Consider the following 17,211-nt stretch of genomic DNA (forward strand, 5'->3'; position numbering starts at 1 on the left):
GTATTCAATGGCCGAATTTGATTTAATTAATCGCTATTTTAATCTCGGCCACACGCCAGAGTGTGTAAAACTGGATAAAGGGGATGACTGTGCTTTGGTTGTCCCAAATTTTACCCTCAAAAATTCATCACTTGCGATTACCACGGATACTTTAGTTTCCGGTACCCATTTTTTACCCGATATTTTACCTCATGCTCTAGCTTATCGAGCCTTAGCGACTAACTTAAGTGATTTAGCCGCAATGGGGGCTAACCCTAAATGGTTTAGTTTAGCGCTTTGTTTACCCAAAGAAATCAGCCAAAATGAAAACTGGATGGCTGAATTTAGCCGCGGTTTGTTTGAGTTAGCTAATCAACATCAATTTCATTTAATTGGCGGCGATACCACATCAGGGCCGCTGAGTATTACAATTAATGCAATAGGGGAAGTTGATCATCAAACCGCATTAAAACGTAGTGGGGCAAAGCCGGGTGATAAAATATGTGTTTCGGGCACATTAGGTGATGCTGCCGGTGCTTTAGCATTGTTATTGGCAACGGCGCAGCCAAAAACACCAGCTATTGAACAAGCTTTATTAAGTCGGTTTAATTATCCAACGGCCAGAGTCGAATTAGGCCAAGCTTTATCCGGTTTAGCAAACAGTGCAATTGATATTTCGGATGGTTTATTAGCTGATTTAACTCATATCTTAAAAGCGTCAAACTGTGGTGCTCAAATTGAGCTTGAAAAACTGCCTTGTTCAGCGCCTTTAATTGAACAGTTTGGTGTTGAGCAAGCCCGTACATTGGCCGCAACCGGTGGCGATGATTATGAGCTTTGTTTTACGCTTGAACAAACTAAACTCGATTTATTGCAACAGCATGCTCAGTCACTTAATTTAGCCGTCACTTGCATTGGTGAGATAACTGCAACCCCTGAACTTACCGTGACACTTAATCAACAACCTATCCAATTCAGTCAAACAGGATACCAGCATTTTGTCTAAATTTTCGATTCGTCCCGAACTGAAAAAAATTAACTGCTTTTCACCTATTCATTTTTTAGCTTTTGGTTTTGGCTCTGGTTTATCACCTAAAGCGCCCGGTACATTTGGCACACTGGCAGCTATTCCACTTTTTTTATTATTAAGTTTAAGCTCTGTTTGGGTTTATTTTGCCGTTACTTTGTTTTTTATGCTGATTGGCCCTTGGATCTGTGGCTATGCGGCCAGATCACTTAATGTACATGATCATCCAGCTATTGTTTGGGATGAAATTGTTGGCTTACTGATCACTTTATTTATGTTTCCGGCTCACTGGATTTTGATTAGTTTAGGGTTTGTTTTATTTAGATTTTTCGATATTTTAAAACCTTGGCCTATTAGCTGGTTTGATAAAAATATGCATGGCGGCTTTGGTATTATGATCGACGATGTAATTGCTGGTTTTATGGCGTGGGGCTGTTTATATTTGCTCAATACCTATTGGTTGGGGATAGTGTAGCAATTGCTTTAATTTAATGGAGTTTGTGAATGCTAAACGCAATTGATTTTAACCGTGAAGATGCAGCAGAATTATTTGTTGAGTCGCTAAAACAAACCGGATTTGGCGTTTTAAAAAATCATCCGCTATCACAAAGCTTAGTTGAAAATTTATATCAGAATTGGCAATGCTTTTTTGATTCAAACGATAAATTTAAGTTTGAATTTACTCAACCGAAGCAGGATGGTTTCTTTTCTACCCACAAAGCAGAAAAAGCCAAAGGGGCAAATGTTCAGGATTTAAAAGAATATTTTCATTATTATCCTTGGGGTCAATGTCCGCCTGAACTGCGTGAAATTACACAAAGCTATTATCAACAAGCTAACCAGTTAGCTGAATTATTATTAAGTTGGGTAGAACAATATTCACCGGCAAATGTCGCTCAATATTATTCACAGCCTTTATCCGGCATGATTAAAAATTGCGAAAATACGCTACTTAGAATTTTGCATTATCCACCATTACCAACGGAACAGAAATTAGGCGCAATTCGAGCAGCCGCTCATGAAGATATTAATTTATTAACCATTTTACCCGCAGCCAATGAGCCTGGGTTACAAGTAAAAAGCTTGGAGGGTGAATGGCTCGAAGTTCCCAGTGATTTTGGTTATTTAATTATTAATATTGGCGATATGTTGCAGGAAGCATCAAATGGTTATTTTCCATCAACGACACATAGAGTGATTAACCCAAGCGGCGCAGATAAAACAAAATCCAGAATTTCTATGCCTTTGTTTTTACACGCTAACCCAAATGTAAAATTGTCAGAACGCTATACCGCCCATAGCTATTTAATGGAAAGGCTAAAAGAACTCGGTGTGTTATAAAGGAAAAGGTTGCTATTTGCATTGTTATCTCAAGTGGGTAATAACAGACTTGAAATTTTTGCCATAAATAACGACCGAAAAAAGTAGAGTTACAATAAAAAAGGGCCCGAAGGCCCAAGGGTGTTAAGCTTTATATCTGTTAACTTAGCTTGTGATCAACTTGCAGGTTATTTAGTTTTTATTAAGCAACTTTAATTGTCGATTTTGTATTATTAATGCCAACATAGGTTGGTTTTACCATGACACAAGCCGCTTTAGAATCTGCGGCTGTGTTGATAATGGTTTCTCTTTCTTGTTTATCTAATTGATCAAACCAAGCCACTACCGCACAGCATTTACCAAGCTTTAAGGCTTTTTGAGTAATTTTTGCTACATCGTCACCAGCATGCGTATGGATAACTAACATACGATTCAGCTCTATACCTGCTTCAGTTAATAGCTGTTTATTCGGCATACGTTTTGGTGCGACAACACATAACCATCGGTTACTTTCCTGCAATCTTGCAATAGCTTGCCAAAAACGCATTTCAAATTCATTAGTGTTTGAATTTGTTGAGAAAAAACGAGTTTTATTTACAGCATCAGTCAAAATGTAAGTATTCATAATCAGTTATCCATACAGTGTTGTGTGTATGGATATACAGTATACTGGTTTTTTATACAGGTCAATATTTTAATGCTAAAAAGTTTAAAAAAAATACATTGTGCTCAAAATCCATCCAAATGATTTGGTACTAACGCTAAGCTCTAGCAGATAAAAATATGCGAGATAAAGGGTGATTTTTGGGGAAGCATTCGCATGGATTAACTAAACCTACTTCAAAAATCTTAATCTTTTCCTAAACTTAATCTAACCTTAAATAATCTTAGCTGCGTATAAAAAATGTTGATGTAAATTTATCAACAGTTGAATTTTATTATGTGCAACTTAGGTTAAATCGTCACAATGTTTATCTTTAAAAGCCAAAGGTGGATTTAAATGGAACAAGCCCATAAAAGCCAATCTGTGTTACTTGAAAATGTCGATAAACTTATTCATAAAAAGTTAACGCAAGATCAAGCTAACTTAATTAGTCAATTTGCCCGCTTAATTTATCGGGATATTGCGGCAGATGATTTAATCAACCGGAACGACAGTGATTTATATGGCGCGGTGATGAGCTTGTGGCAAACTTTATCGGCAACGGGGAGTTCTGCGCAGCCTAAAACGGACGATATGCCGCAAAATACCCAGATTCGGGTATTTAATCCAGATTTAAGCCAGCATGGCTGGCAAAGCAGCCATACCATAGTTGAAATTGTGACAAATGATCAGCCGTTTTTAGTTGACTCTATTCGTATGGCGTTGAATCGTTTAGGTATTACGGCACATTGGTTGTTATACCAAACCGTGATAGTTAAACGTGATAAATCCCGCCAAATTACCGCGCTTAATCCAAGCCGAAAACAAGGCACTATTGAAACTTATACTATTTTTTCTATCGAAATAGATCGCCAGTCTGACAACCGGATTATTGATGAGGTTAAAGCTCAGATTTGTCGGGTAATTAGTCAGGTTGATTTAGCCGTGACCGATTGGCAGAGCATGTTAGATAAATGCCATCAGGTTATTGAGCAAGTCGATAAACTACCGGCGACAGTCGTAGATGTTGCAGAAAAAAAAGAAGCGCTGGCGTATTTAAATTGGTTAGCAGATAACAAATTTACATTTTTAGGTTATCGGGAGTATCAACTTGATGCAGTGAAAGGCGGCTATCAGCTAAGTCGCAAGCAACAAACCAGTTTAGGATTAATGCGAGGCAGTACAGGAGATGATAGCCGAATGCTGGCGAGTTTACCGGCTAATGCAAAAGCACTGGCATTGACTAATCGGTTAATGATTTTAACTAAAACTAATGCATTATCAGAGGTACATCGCAGCGCACACTTAGATTATGTCGGGATTAAACAGTTTGATAAAAGCGGTAAAGTGATTGGTGAACACAGGTTTATTGGCTTGTATTCGTCTGATTTTTACAATGACAGCGCGTTTGATATACCGCTGATTAAAGATAAAGTAAATCGAGTATTAAACCAAACTGGATTTAAACCCAATTCACATGCTTACAAAGCTATTTTAAATATTTTAGAAACCTATCCAAGAGAAGAGTTACTGCATGCAACCGAGGAAGAAATTACCCAAATAGCCTTAGGGGTAATGCAAATGCAGGAGCGGGGCATTGCGCGTTTATTTGTACGCAAAGATATGTTTGGACGTTATTTTTCGTGCATGGCTTATGTGCCAAGAGATCGCTATAGCACAAAGCTTAGAATGGAGATGCAAAAATTATTAAAAGATTATTTTGGCTCAAACAAAGCGGTTGAATTTTATACCTATTTATCTGAATCGCCATTGGCTCGAACACATTATATGGTGAGAGTGGCAGATAATAGTTTTGATATTAATGAGTTTGAACTGCAAACCAATATGATTGAGCTGACCAAATCTTGGGAAGATAAACTAGAGCGCAGTTTATTAGCTCAATATGGTGAAGAAAAAGGTAAAGCTATCGCCAGAAAATATGAGCAGGCATTTTCGCGTAGTTATAAAGAAAATGAACTGCCAAACACAGCGCTGGTTGATATTGAAAAGCTGGAAAGCTTAAATCAAGCTTGCCCTTTGAGTATGATTTTATATAAACCGCAAGAAGCGCAGCAGGATGCTAGCCAAATTCGGCTTAAACTTTTTCATCTGGATAAACCCATTTACTTATCTGATGTTTTGCCGATGCTTGAAAACTTTGGTTTAAGAGTAATTGATGAAAGACCGTACCAAATCAGCAGTAAACTAACGGATGAACACACCCAAGTAAATTGGATTTTGGATTTTTCTATGTCGATGCAAATAGATGAATCTGGTGATTTTGCGCATACCCGTGAGTTATTTCAGCAGGCTTTTTATGCCGTTTGGGCTGGCGAATTGGAAGATGACGGTTTTAACCGTTTGGTTTTACAAGCTGGGATTTCTGGCCGCGAAATTTCGATTTTACGGGCTTATGCTAAATATATGCGCCAAATTGGCACCAGTTTTAGCCAAAGTTATATTGAGCATACTTTTTCAAGTTACCCGCATTTAGCGAATCAGTTAATTGAATTATTTAAGTTAAGATTTTCACCAGATAAAAAATTCAGCCAAGACAAGCAGGAAAAACTCACCGCTAAAATCAATACTGAGTTAGATGCTGTCGCGAATTTAGATGATGACCGAATTATCCGCCGTTTTGTTGATATGATTTTAGCAACCAGCCGTACCAATTTTTATCAGCAAACAGCCGATGCTGCTCAATTTAAAGCTTATATTTCATTAAAGTTAGTGCCTGAATCCATCCCAGATATGCCTAAACCTGTGCCAAAATTCGAAATTTTTGTTTATTCGCCCAAAGTTGAAGGGGTGCATTTGCGCGGCGGAAAAGTCGCCCGTGGTGGGTTACGCTGGTCTGATCGCCGAGAAGACTTTAGAACCGAAGTATTAGGTTTAGTGAAAGCCCAACAGGTTAAAAATACGGTTATTGTTCCGGTTGGAGCAAAAGGTGGTTTTGTATGTAAGCAAGCTCATTTAGCTCAATCTAAAGCAGAATTTATTGAGCTGGGTAAAGATTGTTACCGCACTTTTATCAAAGGCTTGCTGGATATAACAGACAATATTAAAAGTGGTGAAATTGTTTACCCTAAACAAGTTGTTCGTCATGACGAAGATGACCCTTATTTGGTAGTTGCAGCCGACAAAGGTACAGCCACTTTTTCGGATATCGCCAATGAAATTTCGCTCGATTACGACTTTTGGCTGGCAGATGCCTTTGCATCTGGCGGCAGTGTCGGTTATGACCATAAAAAAATGGGGATTACGGCCAAAGGGGCGTGGGAGTCGGTTAAACGTCATTTCAGAGAGCTAGGCATTAATTGCCAAAACACCGACTTTAGTTGTGTGGGTGTTGGTGATATGGCGGGTGATGTTTTTGGTAATGGCATGCTTTTGTCTAAACATATTTGTTTGCAGGCTGCATTTAACCATTTACATATTTTTATTGACCCAAATCCCGATGCTAAAAAAACCTATGCTGAGCGTCAGCGTTTATTTAAAGAGGGACTTGGCTGGGCGGACTATGATAAAAGTTTGATTAGTCAGGGCGGTGGTATTTTTGAGCGCAGTGCTAAATCTATTAAATTGACCCCTGAAATTAAACAGCTCATTAATACAGATAAAAATAGTTTACCGCCTAATGAATTGATTCATTTAATTTTACAAATGAAAGCTGATTTATTCTGGAATGGAGGGATTGGGACTTATATTAAATCGAGCAAAGAGTCGCATGCAGATGTCGGCGACAGGGCAAACGATGCGCTCAGAGTTAATGGCAATCAGCTTAATTTTAAAATAGTAGGAGAGGGAGGCAACTTAGGTTGTACCCAACTTGGACGAATTGAAGCGGCTAAAAAAGGCGTATTAATCGATACTGATTTTATCGACAACGTGGGTGGCGTTGATTGCTCAGATAAAGAGGTCAATATCAAAATTTTATTAAATGGTTTGGTCGCCGATGGCGAATTAACCATGAAAAAACGTAACGAATTATTGGCCCAAATGACAGATGAAGTGGCTCAAATTGTTTTAACTGACTGCTATCGCCAAACGCATTCACTCTCGGTAACTGAACTAAATATTGCCGCACAATTAAGAGAGCAGATCCGATTTTTACAAGGACTAGAAAAAGAAGGCTATTTAGATCGGGAGCTTGAGTTTTTACCCAGTGAAGACGAATTAGCCGATCGGTTAGCATCAGCCAAAGGGTTAACTCGGCCGGAACTATCGGTTTTGCTGGCGTATGGCAAAATGGTACTTAAAGAAAAATTAAATACCCCAGAAATTACTGAAAATAGCTTTTTAGCCAATACCTTAGTGGATTATTTTCCTCACGTTTTACAGCAAAATTATAGCCAAGCTATGCAGCAGCACCCGCTTAAAGCTGAAATTATTGCAACTCAAATTGCTAATCAGCTCGTGAATGATATGGGGATGAATTTTGTGTACCGGATGACTGAAGAAACTGGTGCAAATATAGCTGAAATTGCAATATGTTTTACCATCGCCAGAGAAATTTTCGGCTTGCCTCAACTTTGGCAAAGCATTGAGCAGTGGGATAATAAAGTACCGTCTGCGGTACAGTCAGAAGCTTTATTTCAACTACGCCGTACCGTTCGCAGAGCAACAAGGTGGTTTTTACGCCATCGTAATAAAGCGATGTCAATTGAGCAAACCGTTGAATTTTATCAACCTGTATTTACTGAAATGAGTGAAAATTTAGATAAATATTTGGTTGAATCAGAACATAATAAATTAATCAAAACGGCTCAAAAGTTAGAAAGTGCTGGAGTGGATGCTCAATTTGCGCAAAAGTTTTCTTATATCAGCACCTTGTTTTCAGTTATGGACATTGCTCAAGTGGCTAGCGAAACCAATAAAGCGCTCAGTTTAGTGGCTGATGTATATTATAAACTCAGTGCCAAAATGGATTTACACTGGTTTTTAGAACAAATTAATAAACAGCCGGTCGCTAACCATTGGCAGGCTTTGGCGCGGGCAACCTTTAGAGAAGAATCTGACTGGCAATTAAGAGCTTTAACCGCGGTGGTGATTAAAAATTGTGACGCACATTGCCAAGCCGATGAAATTTTAGCGCAGTGGACTGAACAAAATGAAGATATTATTGATCGCTGGCGGCATTTATTGGCTGATTTTAGAGCAACACAAAGCCATGAATTTGCAAAATTTTCAGTTGCACTCAGGGAATTGATGCTGTTAAGCCATCATTGCGATACAATGCAATAAAAATTATAGATTGGAATTACCATGTATCAGTTATTACGTTCTTTTTTATTTACGCAGGATGCTGAATGGTCACACGATGTGACCATTAAAAGCCTTAAAAAAATGGGCGGCACAGGGTTTGACTGTTTTTATAAACAAAATGTAGCTGCTAAACCGGTTGAGCAATTTGGTTTAACCTTTCCTAATCCGGTGGGGTTAGCCGCTGGGTTAGATAAAAATGGCGAATGTATTGATGCGTTTGCAGCTATGGGGTTTGGCTTTATTGAGGTGGGTACAGTTACACCAAGACCTCAGGCGGGTAATGACAAACCACGTTTATTTAGATTACCACCGGCTCAGGCGATAATTAACCGTATGGGGTTTAATAACAAAGGGGTAGATTATTTAGTTGAGCAAGTTAAAGCGGCTAAATATGATGGCATTTTAGGGATCAACATAGGCAAAAATAAAGATACACCTAATGAAGAAGGGAAAAATGATTATTTAACCTGTCTTGATAAAGTGTATGAACATGCCAGTTATGTCACCATTAATATTTCATCACCTAATACGCCAGGCCTCAGAAATTTGCAATATGGTGAAGCGCTAAATGAACTACTGGGTTCAATTAAACAAAGACAGTTAGAGCTTGAAAAACAAGTCGGTAAATATGTGCCAATTTTGGTTAAAATAGCACCGGATATGAGCGAAGAAGAAGTGATTCAAGTCGCGGAAACGTTAATCAGTAATCAAATTGATGGCGTGATCGCAACTAATACCACTTTAGCGCGCGATAAAGTGGCTCATTTACCACATGGTAATGAAGCTGGTGGTTTAAGTGGGATGCCGGTTAGAGCGCCAAGCACTGAAGTCATCCGTATGTTAAATCAGGCGCTGGCTGGCAAGTTACCGATTGTTGGGGTCGGTGGAATAAATTCGGCACAAGCGGCACAAGAAAAAGTGGATGCGGGTGCTAAATTGGTTCAAATTTATACAGGTTTTATTTACCGCGGCCCTCAATTAGTAAAAGAAATTGCAGAAGAGCTTGAAATATAGCGTTTTTTTTGTCATCTTGTGGGTTAGGAAATTATAAATAACAGGGTAAATTGATTAATCATGTTACAGGCTAAAGCTGATTGGTATTGGTGGTTCGATGAGCAGAGTCAAACACTTCGTTTAAATATGACGGAGTTTGTCTTTGTATCGGCGTGCAAAGCCAAAAAGTTAATCCCGGATGCCAAGCAAACTCGTCCGTTTAGCATTGAAGATAATCAAACCTATTGTGAATTTTATAATACGATTACCGAGCAACTTAATATATCTGAAGCCGGAGCGGTGCAAATTGCATTAAATGCTTTGGCTCAGCATCATTTTGTCTTAGATGAACAACCTAAAAGCTGGTATTTTTTACCGCAGCGCCATCCAAGACAGGATTTATTTGAACAGGTTGTGCTGATTCAAAGCCAGTTTGAAAGTGGTACGTTTTTTATTTTAGAAGAATGTCAGGACTGCGCTAAGGTGATGCTGTTAAGCCAGAGCTTACAGTTAACAGAGTCTAAATCATTACAACAATTTGATGTGATTAAAGTGATGAATAATCGCATTAGCTCACTTATCAGCACTCAAAATACTTATCCTCACCATCAAAACAGGGCATAATGTGCACTGCATATTGCCCAGCTTTTAAGATATCCAGATAAATTTCCTATGAATCATTTTGCTTTAGAAAACTATTTAAATTCGTTATTAAAACCCGAAAAAATCCGTGATTTTTGCCCAAACGGTTTGCAAGTTGAGGGTAAATCAGAGGTTAAAAAAATCATAACCGGCGTAACTGCAACTCAGTTATTAATTGATGAAGCGATTAACCGGCAGGCGGATGCTATTTTTGTGCATCATGGTTTTTTCTGGAAAAACGAAAATCCGGTTATTAAAGGCATGAAACAAAAGCGAATTAAAGCTTTGTTAGCTAACGATATTAATTTATATGCCTATCATTTACCGCTGGATATTCATCCGCAATTAGGTAACAACGCTCAGTTAGCTAAGTTATTTGATATTGAAATAACGGGTGGCTTGGAATTGGATAATCCATTTAGTGTTGCCATGCAGGGCAAATTAACCCAAGCCTTGAGTTTGAACGAGTTTGCTCAAAAAGTAGAAACTAAATTAGCCCGTAAACCTTTGGTTGAAGCGGGTGGTGATTTTGAGATTAAAACGGTGGCTTGGTGCAGCGGTGGTGGGCAATCTTTTATTGAGCAAGCCGCAGCGCAAGATATTGATTTGTTTATCAGTGGTGAAGTGAGTGAGCAAACCATTCATACCGCCCGTGAAATGGGGATTCATTTTATGGCTGCCGGACATCACGCAACAGAACGCTACGGTGCTAAAGCCGTAGGTGAGCATTTAGCGGCTGAACTTGGCTTAACGGTTGAGTTTGTTGATATAGACAATCCTGCTTAAGCTCAAGATTAATTAACCTCAATTCGGTTTAATGAATATGTTTCAAACGGCCTTTTTTCGCGGGTACTGCGTTAAATTCACTTACAATAGACTAGCTATTGACGCGTGAATTTGCCTTGTCCGCACAAAAAAATTCTCGTTAGAAACCATGTAAAATTATAAGGTTAAATAATTCAATTAGTTAGAATACACCTTAACCCGTGTTGAGGTTAATTAAGCTGCTGAGAAAATTAATGCGCTCATTTGAAAAAAGTTATTTATATATATTATGGCAAGACTGGCTAAACCAAGATGAATTTAAACCACTCGACAGATGGTTAAAAAATTGGTTTAAAGGCAACCGAGAAATAAACCGCCAGCAAAAGCTTGGCTTGAGTCAGGCCATGTTTACTGCGATGCGCTTTTTACAGGCGGCAGATTATTTAGTTGTCAGTTATCGTGAAAATCAATGGTTAGATGATCCGCTAAACTGGGACAAAAACTGGCGCATTTTTCAGTTAAACTCGATTACAAATGATGAATTTTGGTCGGCTATTGTCGCTTTAAATCATTATTTTAAGTTACCGGAATTAACTTGGTTTAGCGGTAAACCTGCACCAAACGCTGCTGAACAATATATTAATTGGTTAGATAGCCAGATGCAGTCTGTATCTGCTGACGGCCAATTAGTTTTATCCGGTATGCGTCCTCAATGGCAAGCTTTATTAACTCAACGTGCGTTATTAAATAATTGGTCTGACGATAAGCTCAGTGCTTTTTGTTTGGCACAATTAAGTTCACCGCCGCTTTGGTTAAGGTTAACCGAAACAACCGATGCCAACGCTTTAGTGACAGCGCTTAAACAGCAAGGTGTTGAAGCTGTTTTATCTAGCTCTTTACCTACATTTGGAATTGAAGTTAATGGTGGCTTTGATGTCACTCAAACCAAAGCGTATAAACAGGGCGAGTTTGAAATTCAGGATCTTGCCAGTCAACAAATTGCCCAAGCGGTTAAAGCTAAACCGGGTGATAAAGTTTGGGATGCTTGTGCTGGCGCGGGTGGTAAAAGTTTGGCGATTGCTGCCAAAATGAATAATAAAGGCTGTGTAGTTGCAACTGATTTACATGAATATAAATTAGCAGAAGTGAAAAAACGCGCTAAGCGAGCTAATTTATTTAATATTCGCACCTTTAGTTGGGATGGTGCAGCTAAACTGCGTTTACCCAAAGAAGCCGCTCAACAAAAAGGTTTTGACTGGGTGTTAGTGGATGCTCCCTGCACATCTGCCGGAACATGGCGGCGAAACCCAGATGCTAAATGGCGTTTTACAGAAGCCGATACTCAGGCTCAACTCGCTATTCAACAACAAATTTTATCTTATGCACATTTTGCGGTTAGAGCCGGCGGGCATTTAGTTTATGCCACTTGTAGCTGGCAAATCAGTGAAAATGAAGCTCAGGTTGCTGAGTTTTTAGCACTTAATCCAAACTTTAAACTGGTTAGTCAAACCTTATTAGGTGCGCCCGAAATAAATTCGGACACTATGTTTGTGGCTGTAATGCAAAAACAGGCTTAGCAAAAAAGCCTAGTAGAAAATAGCTTAATAAAAAGTGGCTAATAGACCAGCCACTTTTATTTTGATTTCGCATTAACAGGCCGAAGCATCGTTAAATACTTTTTTATCCAATGCTTTTTCTGATTTAGCAACAACACAAGTGACCATTGCATCGCCAGTTACATTAACTGCGGTGCGGGTCATATCTAAAAGGCGGTCAACCCCTAAAATAAGCGCAATGCCTTCCACAGGTAAACCAACTTGCTGAAATACCATTGCTAGCATAATTAAGCCAACTCCGGGGACTCCGGCTGTGCCAATTGATGCTAACGTGGCTGTTAATAATACCGCTAAATAATCACTCATACTTAAATCAATTGCATAAACCTGTGCGATAAATACAGTGGCAACCCCCTGCATAATCGCAGTTCCGTCCATATTTATGGTTGCGCCCAGTGGCACGGTAAATGAGGCTATGGAGTTATCTGCGCCCATTTTTTTAGTGACTGTATTTAAGGTGACAGGCATAGTTGCATTACTGCTTGAGGTGCTAAAAGCAAATAATGCGGTATCTTTCATTTTGGTTAAAAAAGTAATGGGGCTTAATCTGGTGAATAATTTAAAGATTATCGGGTAAGTTAAAAATGCATGAATGGCTAAAACAGCCAGTAAAGTGAAAAAGTATTTACCCAGTTTTAATACTTCGGATAGTTCTAAAAATGCAAATAGTTTAGCTAATAAACAAAATACACCATAAGGTGCAAGGTTCATTAAAATGCCAACCATTTTTAAGATCACTTCGTTTAATTGATTAAAGGTGATCGCCAGTTTTTGTCCGGCTTCACCGGCCATTGCCATTGATATTCCAAAAATAATTGAAAATACAATGATTTGTAGCATATTTCCGGTCGCCATCGCCTGAATCGGGTTTGACGGAAACATACCGATAATCACGTCTGCAAATGAGGGCGCGGCTTGCGCCTCAAAACTGGCATCTGTTGATAAAGCTGCACCTTCTCCCGGCGAAATTAAATTAGCGATAGATAAAGCCAATGCAATTGCTATTGCGGTGGTACATAAATATAACGCAACTGACTTTAAGCCGAGACGACCAATTTTTGCTGAATCGTTTAATGAGCAAGTTCCGCATACCAAAGAGACAAATACTAAAGGTACTACCAACATTTTTAAGCTAATAACAAAAATTTGTCCGCCAATATGAAATAAACCATCAATAAAAAAAGCTTTTATGGATAGCTCAAATAATCCCAAATTGATTAAAGTATCGGTTTGTTCTGATACAAATAAACTAAAAAACCGGCCAACTAAAATGCCAAGTATCATGCCGATTAATATCCGCATGGTTAAATTTAATTTGATTGAAGACAAGGATCCTCCTGATTGTTTTAATTATTTTGTAATTGATTTAGCTATCTACCCGTATTTAATATGACAGGAAAAAAAATTAGACTAAGATTATAAGGCATCAAGGTTTGTAATATTTTGTACTATACAGAACAAGCATTTTACAAAAAATAAAAATATCTTTTTTACAGATTACAACAATTTATATATCAAAACCATGGAGTAGAGAATGCGAATAAAAAATCGCTATTGGTTAATCTTTATTTTTTCAATTATTTTAGCCGCCTGCGGTGGTGGTAGCTCACTAGAACGAGCTAATGACACGGATGATACAGATACCGGCGATACCTCCAGTTATACTATTACGGCTCAGAGTTATTTATGTACAAGTCGTAATTTAACTGAGGTGTCAGATATTCAAGCGCAGTGTGCACAAACTAATATAGTTAACCAGCCTCAACCTTTGTACTTTGTGGTGAGTGTTAAAAATGCTCAAACCGGTAATGCAGTCAGTAATCAATTAGTATCCGCATCTGCCGGAACGGGTGTGCTATTTCCAGAAAATGGTAATGCGATTACCAATAATAGTGGGCAAGCTATTTTTAAAGTTTTTAGCTCAGGTGCAACAGGATCAGCTCAGCTCAGTGTGAGTTATGATGATGAATCGAATAATTTTGTATATCAGATTAATACCAATCAGGTTACACCAACTCATGGTTATCAGCTCAACGCGCAATTAACTAATGTAAGTGGTGAGGCGATTACTCAGGTTTCAGATGCTCAGCCGGGTGTCGTGCGAATTACTTTGGATTATGAGGAGGCTGATGTTGCCAGTCAGCTTATCTCTGTTTCTTCGACTTTAGGTTTGTTAAGCCCAGCCAGTGGTAAAGTATTAACGGATGAAAATGGTGTCGCGCAATTAACTTTAAATGCAGGTAATGTTGAAAGCAGTGGTATTTTAACGATAGAAACCGAAGTGATTAATGGTGTTAATACGTTAAACCTTACCAAAACCATAGCATTTAGCAGTGCTGGTGATTCAGATACAACCACATCAGGTAGTCAGACTTTGAGTTTAGCTTTATTTAATTCAGATTTAACGTCTGAAATATACAATATTAGTCAAGCCCAACCGGGCATATTACGGGCTGAATTAACAGATCAAAATGGCGAAGCAATCACCCGAAAGGTTGTTACATTTTCATCTAACATTGGTGAATTATTTCCTGAAATTGGCACCGCATTAACGGATGACTCAGGTTATGCTTATGTAGATATAAGTGCTGGCAGTGTCAGAGGTGCTGGGACAGTTATGGCAAGTTATAATAACTCAACTACCTCATTATCTTTTACTAGCGAAGGTGATGAGAATTTATCTAGTGAAGCCTATGATATTACAGTTAATTTTTATCAGTGTGATGAAATTAATGCAACTAGATTTGATATAGCCAATTGCTTGTCTGTGCCTGTTGGTGCGGTTCCTAACGATGGGATTATTGAAGTTAAACTTACCCGTGAAAGCAGCTCAGTCGCGGTTGCTAATAAAATTGTAAACGCAAGCTTAAGCTCTGGTGCACTAAGTCCAAGTTCTGGACGGGCATTAACCGATGAAAATGGTTTAGCTTATTTTTCTTTGTTAGCAAGCAATGAAAGTGGGGCGAGAACCTTAACTGTGAGTGCAAATAACTCAAGTGAAGCTGTCGATTTTTCAATTATTGCACCTAATTTATTAATGGGGAGTTATGATGCAAACGGTGATTTTGTTGCTAAACAAATAGCAAGCAACTTAACCGGGGAACTCGCAATTGGCAGCACCGCAGTATTCACCATTAATTTAATTAATGACGAAGATATGACTGCGTATACTCAACCGGTTAACGTAAGCTTTACCTCTGCTTGTGTTGAGGCTGGTACTGCGTTTATTGATTCATCTGTTATTGCGATTAATGGTCAGGCAACAGCAATTTATCGTTCAGATAATTGTAAAGGTAGCGATGTTATTTCTGCATCAGCCAATATCGGTAACCGTTCATTAAATGCATCGACAACCATCTCTTTAGCAGAGTCAACTGCCTCTTATATTAAATTTATCGAAGCTTCGATCGATGGTGATAATCAGGCTTATCAACTGAGTTACCCAGACACAGGTTTGCCTGCTCAAGCTGAAATGATCTTTCAGGTTTTAGGTAATGATAATAATCCTAAAGCAAATCAAAATGTGCGCTTTACTTTAACAGCCCAAGGCTCCGGCATAGAAATCACGCCTACACAAGCTGTATCAGACTCGAACGGACAGGTTTATTTAACGGTTAAATCGGGCAGAGCGCCAACACCTGTATTAATTATTGCTGAGCTTTTGGATGCGGATGGCAATATTTATAACCCAAGAATTCAGGCCGTTTCACGTCGTTTGAGTGTATCTAGCGGCTTAGCAGATCAAAATAGTGTATCGCTGTCTTTAGATGGTGTAAATATTGAAGCATGGAATATAGATGGGGTTGAAAACCAAGTTACCATGCGTATGGCGGATCATTTTAATAATCCTGTCCCCAATGGCACTGCGGTTAATTTTATTGCTTCTGGCGGGATGATTGAACCAAGCTGTTTAACTCAAAATGGTGCTTGTTCGGTTAATTGGACTAGCCAATCGCCCAGACCAATGAATAATAACTTACTGAGTGGTCGATGTGATGTTGGTAATGATAATAATACCGCTAACGATATTGATGTAACGCCGGGCCAACCTTGTTATGGATTAAATCAAAATGGTGTTCAAGGACCACTACAATTAGCCAGACCTCGCAGTGGCCGAGTTAATATATTAGCTTTTGCTGTTGGCGAAGAAAGCTTTGTTGATTCGAACGGCAATGGTTTTTATGACGCGAATGAAAAGTTTGGTGATTTAAGCGAAGCCTTTTTAGACTTTAATGAAGATAATCAGTTTTGTGGTCGGTTAGCTGATGGGTCGGCTGCGCCAGGTGCATTAGCTGTTAATGATCCACTTTGTTTAGCGGGTGGTGATGATGACGAACCTGTCGATTTTAATAACGATGGAAGCTTTAATCAGGGAAATAACCTATTTGATGGGATTTTGTGCCAGGATGGTCAAAACTGTACTCAAAACTTTGTGCATATCAGAGATTCGGGTATTGTTGTATTATCCGGCAGCACGGCTTATTTTACCGTACGAGAGGCAGATGGTAGTCAAGTTAATACGGTTGATCTGGTAGCAAATCCATTTGTTAGCTTTACAGCTTATATTACGGATATTAATAACAATCCGATAGCGGTAGGTTCAAGCATTGAACTGAGTATTGATAATGGTGAAATATCTGGCTCGTCAAGTTATGAAATGCCTAAAACATCGACTTCTGTGCCGTTTGGTTTTGGTTTTACCATTAAAAGAGAAATTGATCCTAATGGTTCAGCAACCGGGGTAGGCACAATCACTGTAACTAGCCCAAGTGGTGTAGTATCAAGTTATACATTTAGCATTGTTGATGCTGGTTAAAAGCCACAACAAAAGTGAATAAGGCCGGTTTGTCCGGCCTTATTTTTATTTATACCCGTGCCACCTCAAGATGCATGTTTCAGAGCTATCACAGCGCTTTCAATACAAAACAGATTGGTGAAGGAATGTAGGCACCTTTCAAACC

Annotated in this window: 11 protein-coding genes; 9 read left to right on the forward strand and 2 right to left on the reverse strand. The window is 38.8% G+C overall.

Going from position 1 to position 17,211, the window contains the following annotated elements; genetic code table 11:
* The first annotated feature begins 7 nt into the window (after positions 1-7).
* The 3 genes from thiL to N7931_RS11075 are packed head-to-tail and all read left to right on the forward strand — an operon-like array spanning position 8 to position 2,347.
* Positions 8-985: a thiamine-phosphate kinase gene (gene thiL, locus N7931_RS11065; protein ID WP_262794063.1), complete on the forward strand. Its 978-nt coding sequence runs from the start codon at positions 8-10 to the stop codon at positions 983-985.
* Positions 975-1,481: a phosphatidylglycerophosphatase A gene (locus N7931_RS11070; RefSeq protein ID WP_262794085.1), complete on the forward strand. Its 507-nt coding sequence runs from the start codon at positions 975-977 to the stop codon at positions 1,479-1,481. The genes thiL and N7931_RS11070 overlap by 11 nt, the downstream gene beginning before the upstream one ends.
* Before the next feature lie 29 nt (positions 1,482-1,510).
* Positions 1,511-2,347: an isopenicillin N synthase family dioxygenase gene (locus N7931_RS11075; protein WP_262794065.1), complete on the forward strand. Its 837-nt coding sequence runs from the start codon at positions 1,511-1,513 to the stop codon at positions 2,345-2,347.
* Positions 2,348-2,528: 181 nt separating this feature from the next.
* On the opposite strand, the gene N7931_RS11080 is transcribed toward N7931_RS11075, so the two are convergent.
* The gene (locus tag N7931_RS11080; RefSeq protein WP_262794067.1) at positions 2,529-2,951 is read right to left on the reverse strand and encodes a SulA-like leucine-rich domain-containing protein; all 423 of its coding nucleotides are present in this window, start codon (positions 2,949-2,951) and stop codon (positions 2,529-2,531) included.
* A 375-nt stretch (positions 2,952-3,326) separates the two neighbouring features.
* Between N7931_RS11080 and N7931_RS11085 the strand changes: the two genes are divergently transcribed.
* From N7931_RS11085 to N7931_RS11105, 5 genes are all read left to right on the forward strand, one after another.
* Positions 3,327-8,213 carry an NAD-glutamate dehydrogenase gene (locus tag N7931_RS11085; protein WP_262794069.1) on the forward strand — a complete coding sequence of 1,629 codons (4,887 nt, stop codon included), beginning with the start codon at positions 3,327-3,329 and terminating at the stop codon, positions 8,211-8,213.
* 21 nt (positions 8,214-8,234) lie between these two features.
* Entirely contained in the window at positions 8,235-9,248 is a 1,014-nt protein-coding gene (pyrD, locus tag N7931_RS11090) for a quinone-dependent dihydroorotate dehydrogenase (RefSeq protein WP_262794071.1), read from the forward strand.
* Positions 9,249-9,308: 60 nt separating this feature from the next.
* Positions 9,309-9,851, forward strand: coding sequence for a cell division protein ZapC (locus tag N7931_RS11095; RefSeq protein WP_262794073.1), 543 nt, complete (start codon positions 9,309-9,311; stop codon positions 9,849-9,851).
* Positions 9,852-9,899: 48 nt separating this feature from the next.
* Positions 9,900-10,655, forward strand: coding sequence for a Nif3-like dinuclear metal center hexameric protein (locus N7931_RS11100; protein ID WP_262794075.1), 756 nt, complete (start codon positions 9,900-9,902; stop codon positions 10,653-10,655).
* Positions 10,656-10,888: 233 nt separating this feature from the next.
* A complete protein-coding gene (locus N7931_RS11105) occupies positions 10,889-12,211 on the forward strand; it encodes an RsmB/NOP family class I SAM-dependent RNA methyltransferase (protein ID WP_262794077.1) in 1,323 nt (440 codons plus the stop codon).
* Between the two features lie 72 nt (positions 12,212-12,283).
* Here the strand turns inward: N7931_RS11105 and N7931_RS11110 are convergent, their stop codons facing one another.
* Positions 12,284-13,552 (reverse strand): dicarboxylate/amino acid:cation symporter, encoded by a 1,269-nt coding sequence (locus N7931_RS11110; RefSeq protein ID WP_410369351.1) that lies wholly within the window; start codon positions 13,550-13,552, stop codon positions 12,284-12,286.
* A gap of 232 nt (positions 13,553-13,784) precedes the next feature.
* On the opposite strand from N7931_RS11110, the gene N7931_RS11115 reads away from it, so the two are divergent.
* A complete protein-coding gene (locus N7931_RS11115; RefSeq protein WP_262794081.1) occupies positions 13,785-17,066 on the forward strand; it encodes a hypothetical protein in 3,282 nt (1,093 codons plus the stop codon).
* The last annotated feature ends 145 nt before the right edge of the window (positions 17,067-17,211 follow it).

It is taken from the genome of Catenovulum sp. 2E275, from assembly GCF_025515275.1.
Lineage (GTDB): Bacteria > Pseudomonadota > Gammaproteobacteria > Enterobacterales > Alteromonadaceae > Catenovulum.

Bases quoted from the DNA above. Each gene is read 5' to 3' on its own strand.
- thiL (WP_262794063.1), top strand. From the start codon at position 8: ATGGCCGAATTTGATTTAATTAATCGCTATTTTAATCTCGGCCACACG.
- N7931_RS11075 (WP_262794065.1), top strand. From the start codon at position 1,511: ATGCTAAACGCAATTGATTTTAACCGTGAAGATGCAGCAGAATTATTT.
- N7931_RS11080 (WP_262794067.1), bottom strand. From the start codon at position 2,951: ATGAATACTTACATTTTGACTGATGCTGTAAATAAAACTCGTTTTTTC.
- N7931_RS11085 (WP_262794069.1), top strand. From the start codon at position 3,327: ATGGAACAAGCCCATAAAAGCCAATCTGTGTTACTTGAAAATGTCGAT.
- pyrD (WP_262794071.1), top strand. From the start codon at position 8,235: ATGTATCAGTTATTACGTTCTTTTTTATTTACGCAGGATGCTGAATGG.
- N7931_RS11095 (WP_262794073.1), top strand. From the start codon at position 9,309: ATGTTACAGGCTAAAGCTGATTGGTATTGGTGGTTCGATGAGCAGAGT.
- N7931_RS11100 (WP_262794075.1), top strand. From the start codon at position 9,900: ATGAATCATTTTGCTTTAGAAAACTATTTAAATTCGTTATTAAAACCC.
- N7931_RS11105 (WP_262794077.1), top strand. From the start codon at position 10,889: ATGCGCTCATTTGAAAAAAGTTATTTATATATATTATGGCAAGACTGG.
- N7931_RS11110 (WP_410369351.1), bottom strand. From the start codon at position 13,552: ATGCGGATATTAATCGGCATGATACTTGGCATTTTAGTTGGCCGGTTT.
- N7931_RS11115 (WP_262794081.1), top strand. From the start codon at position 13,785: ATGCGAATAAAAAATCGCTATTGGTTAATCTTTATTTTTTCAATTATT.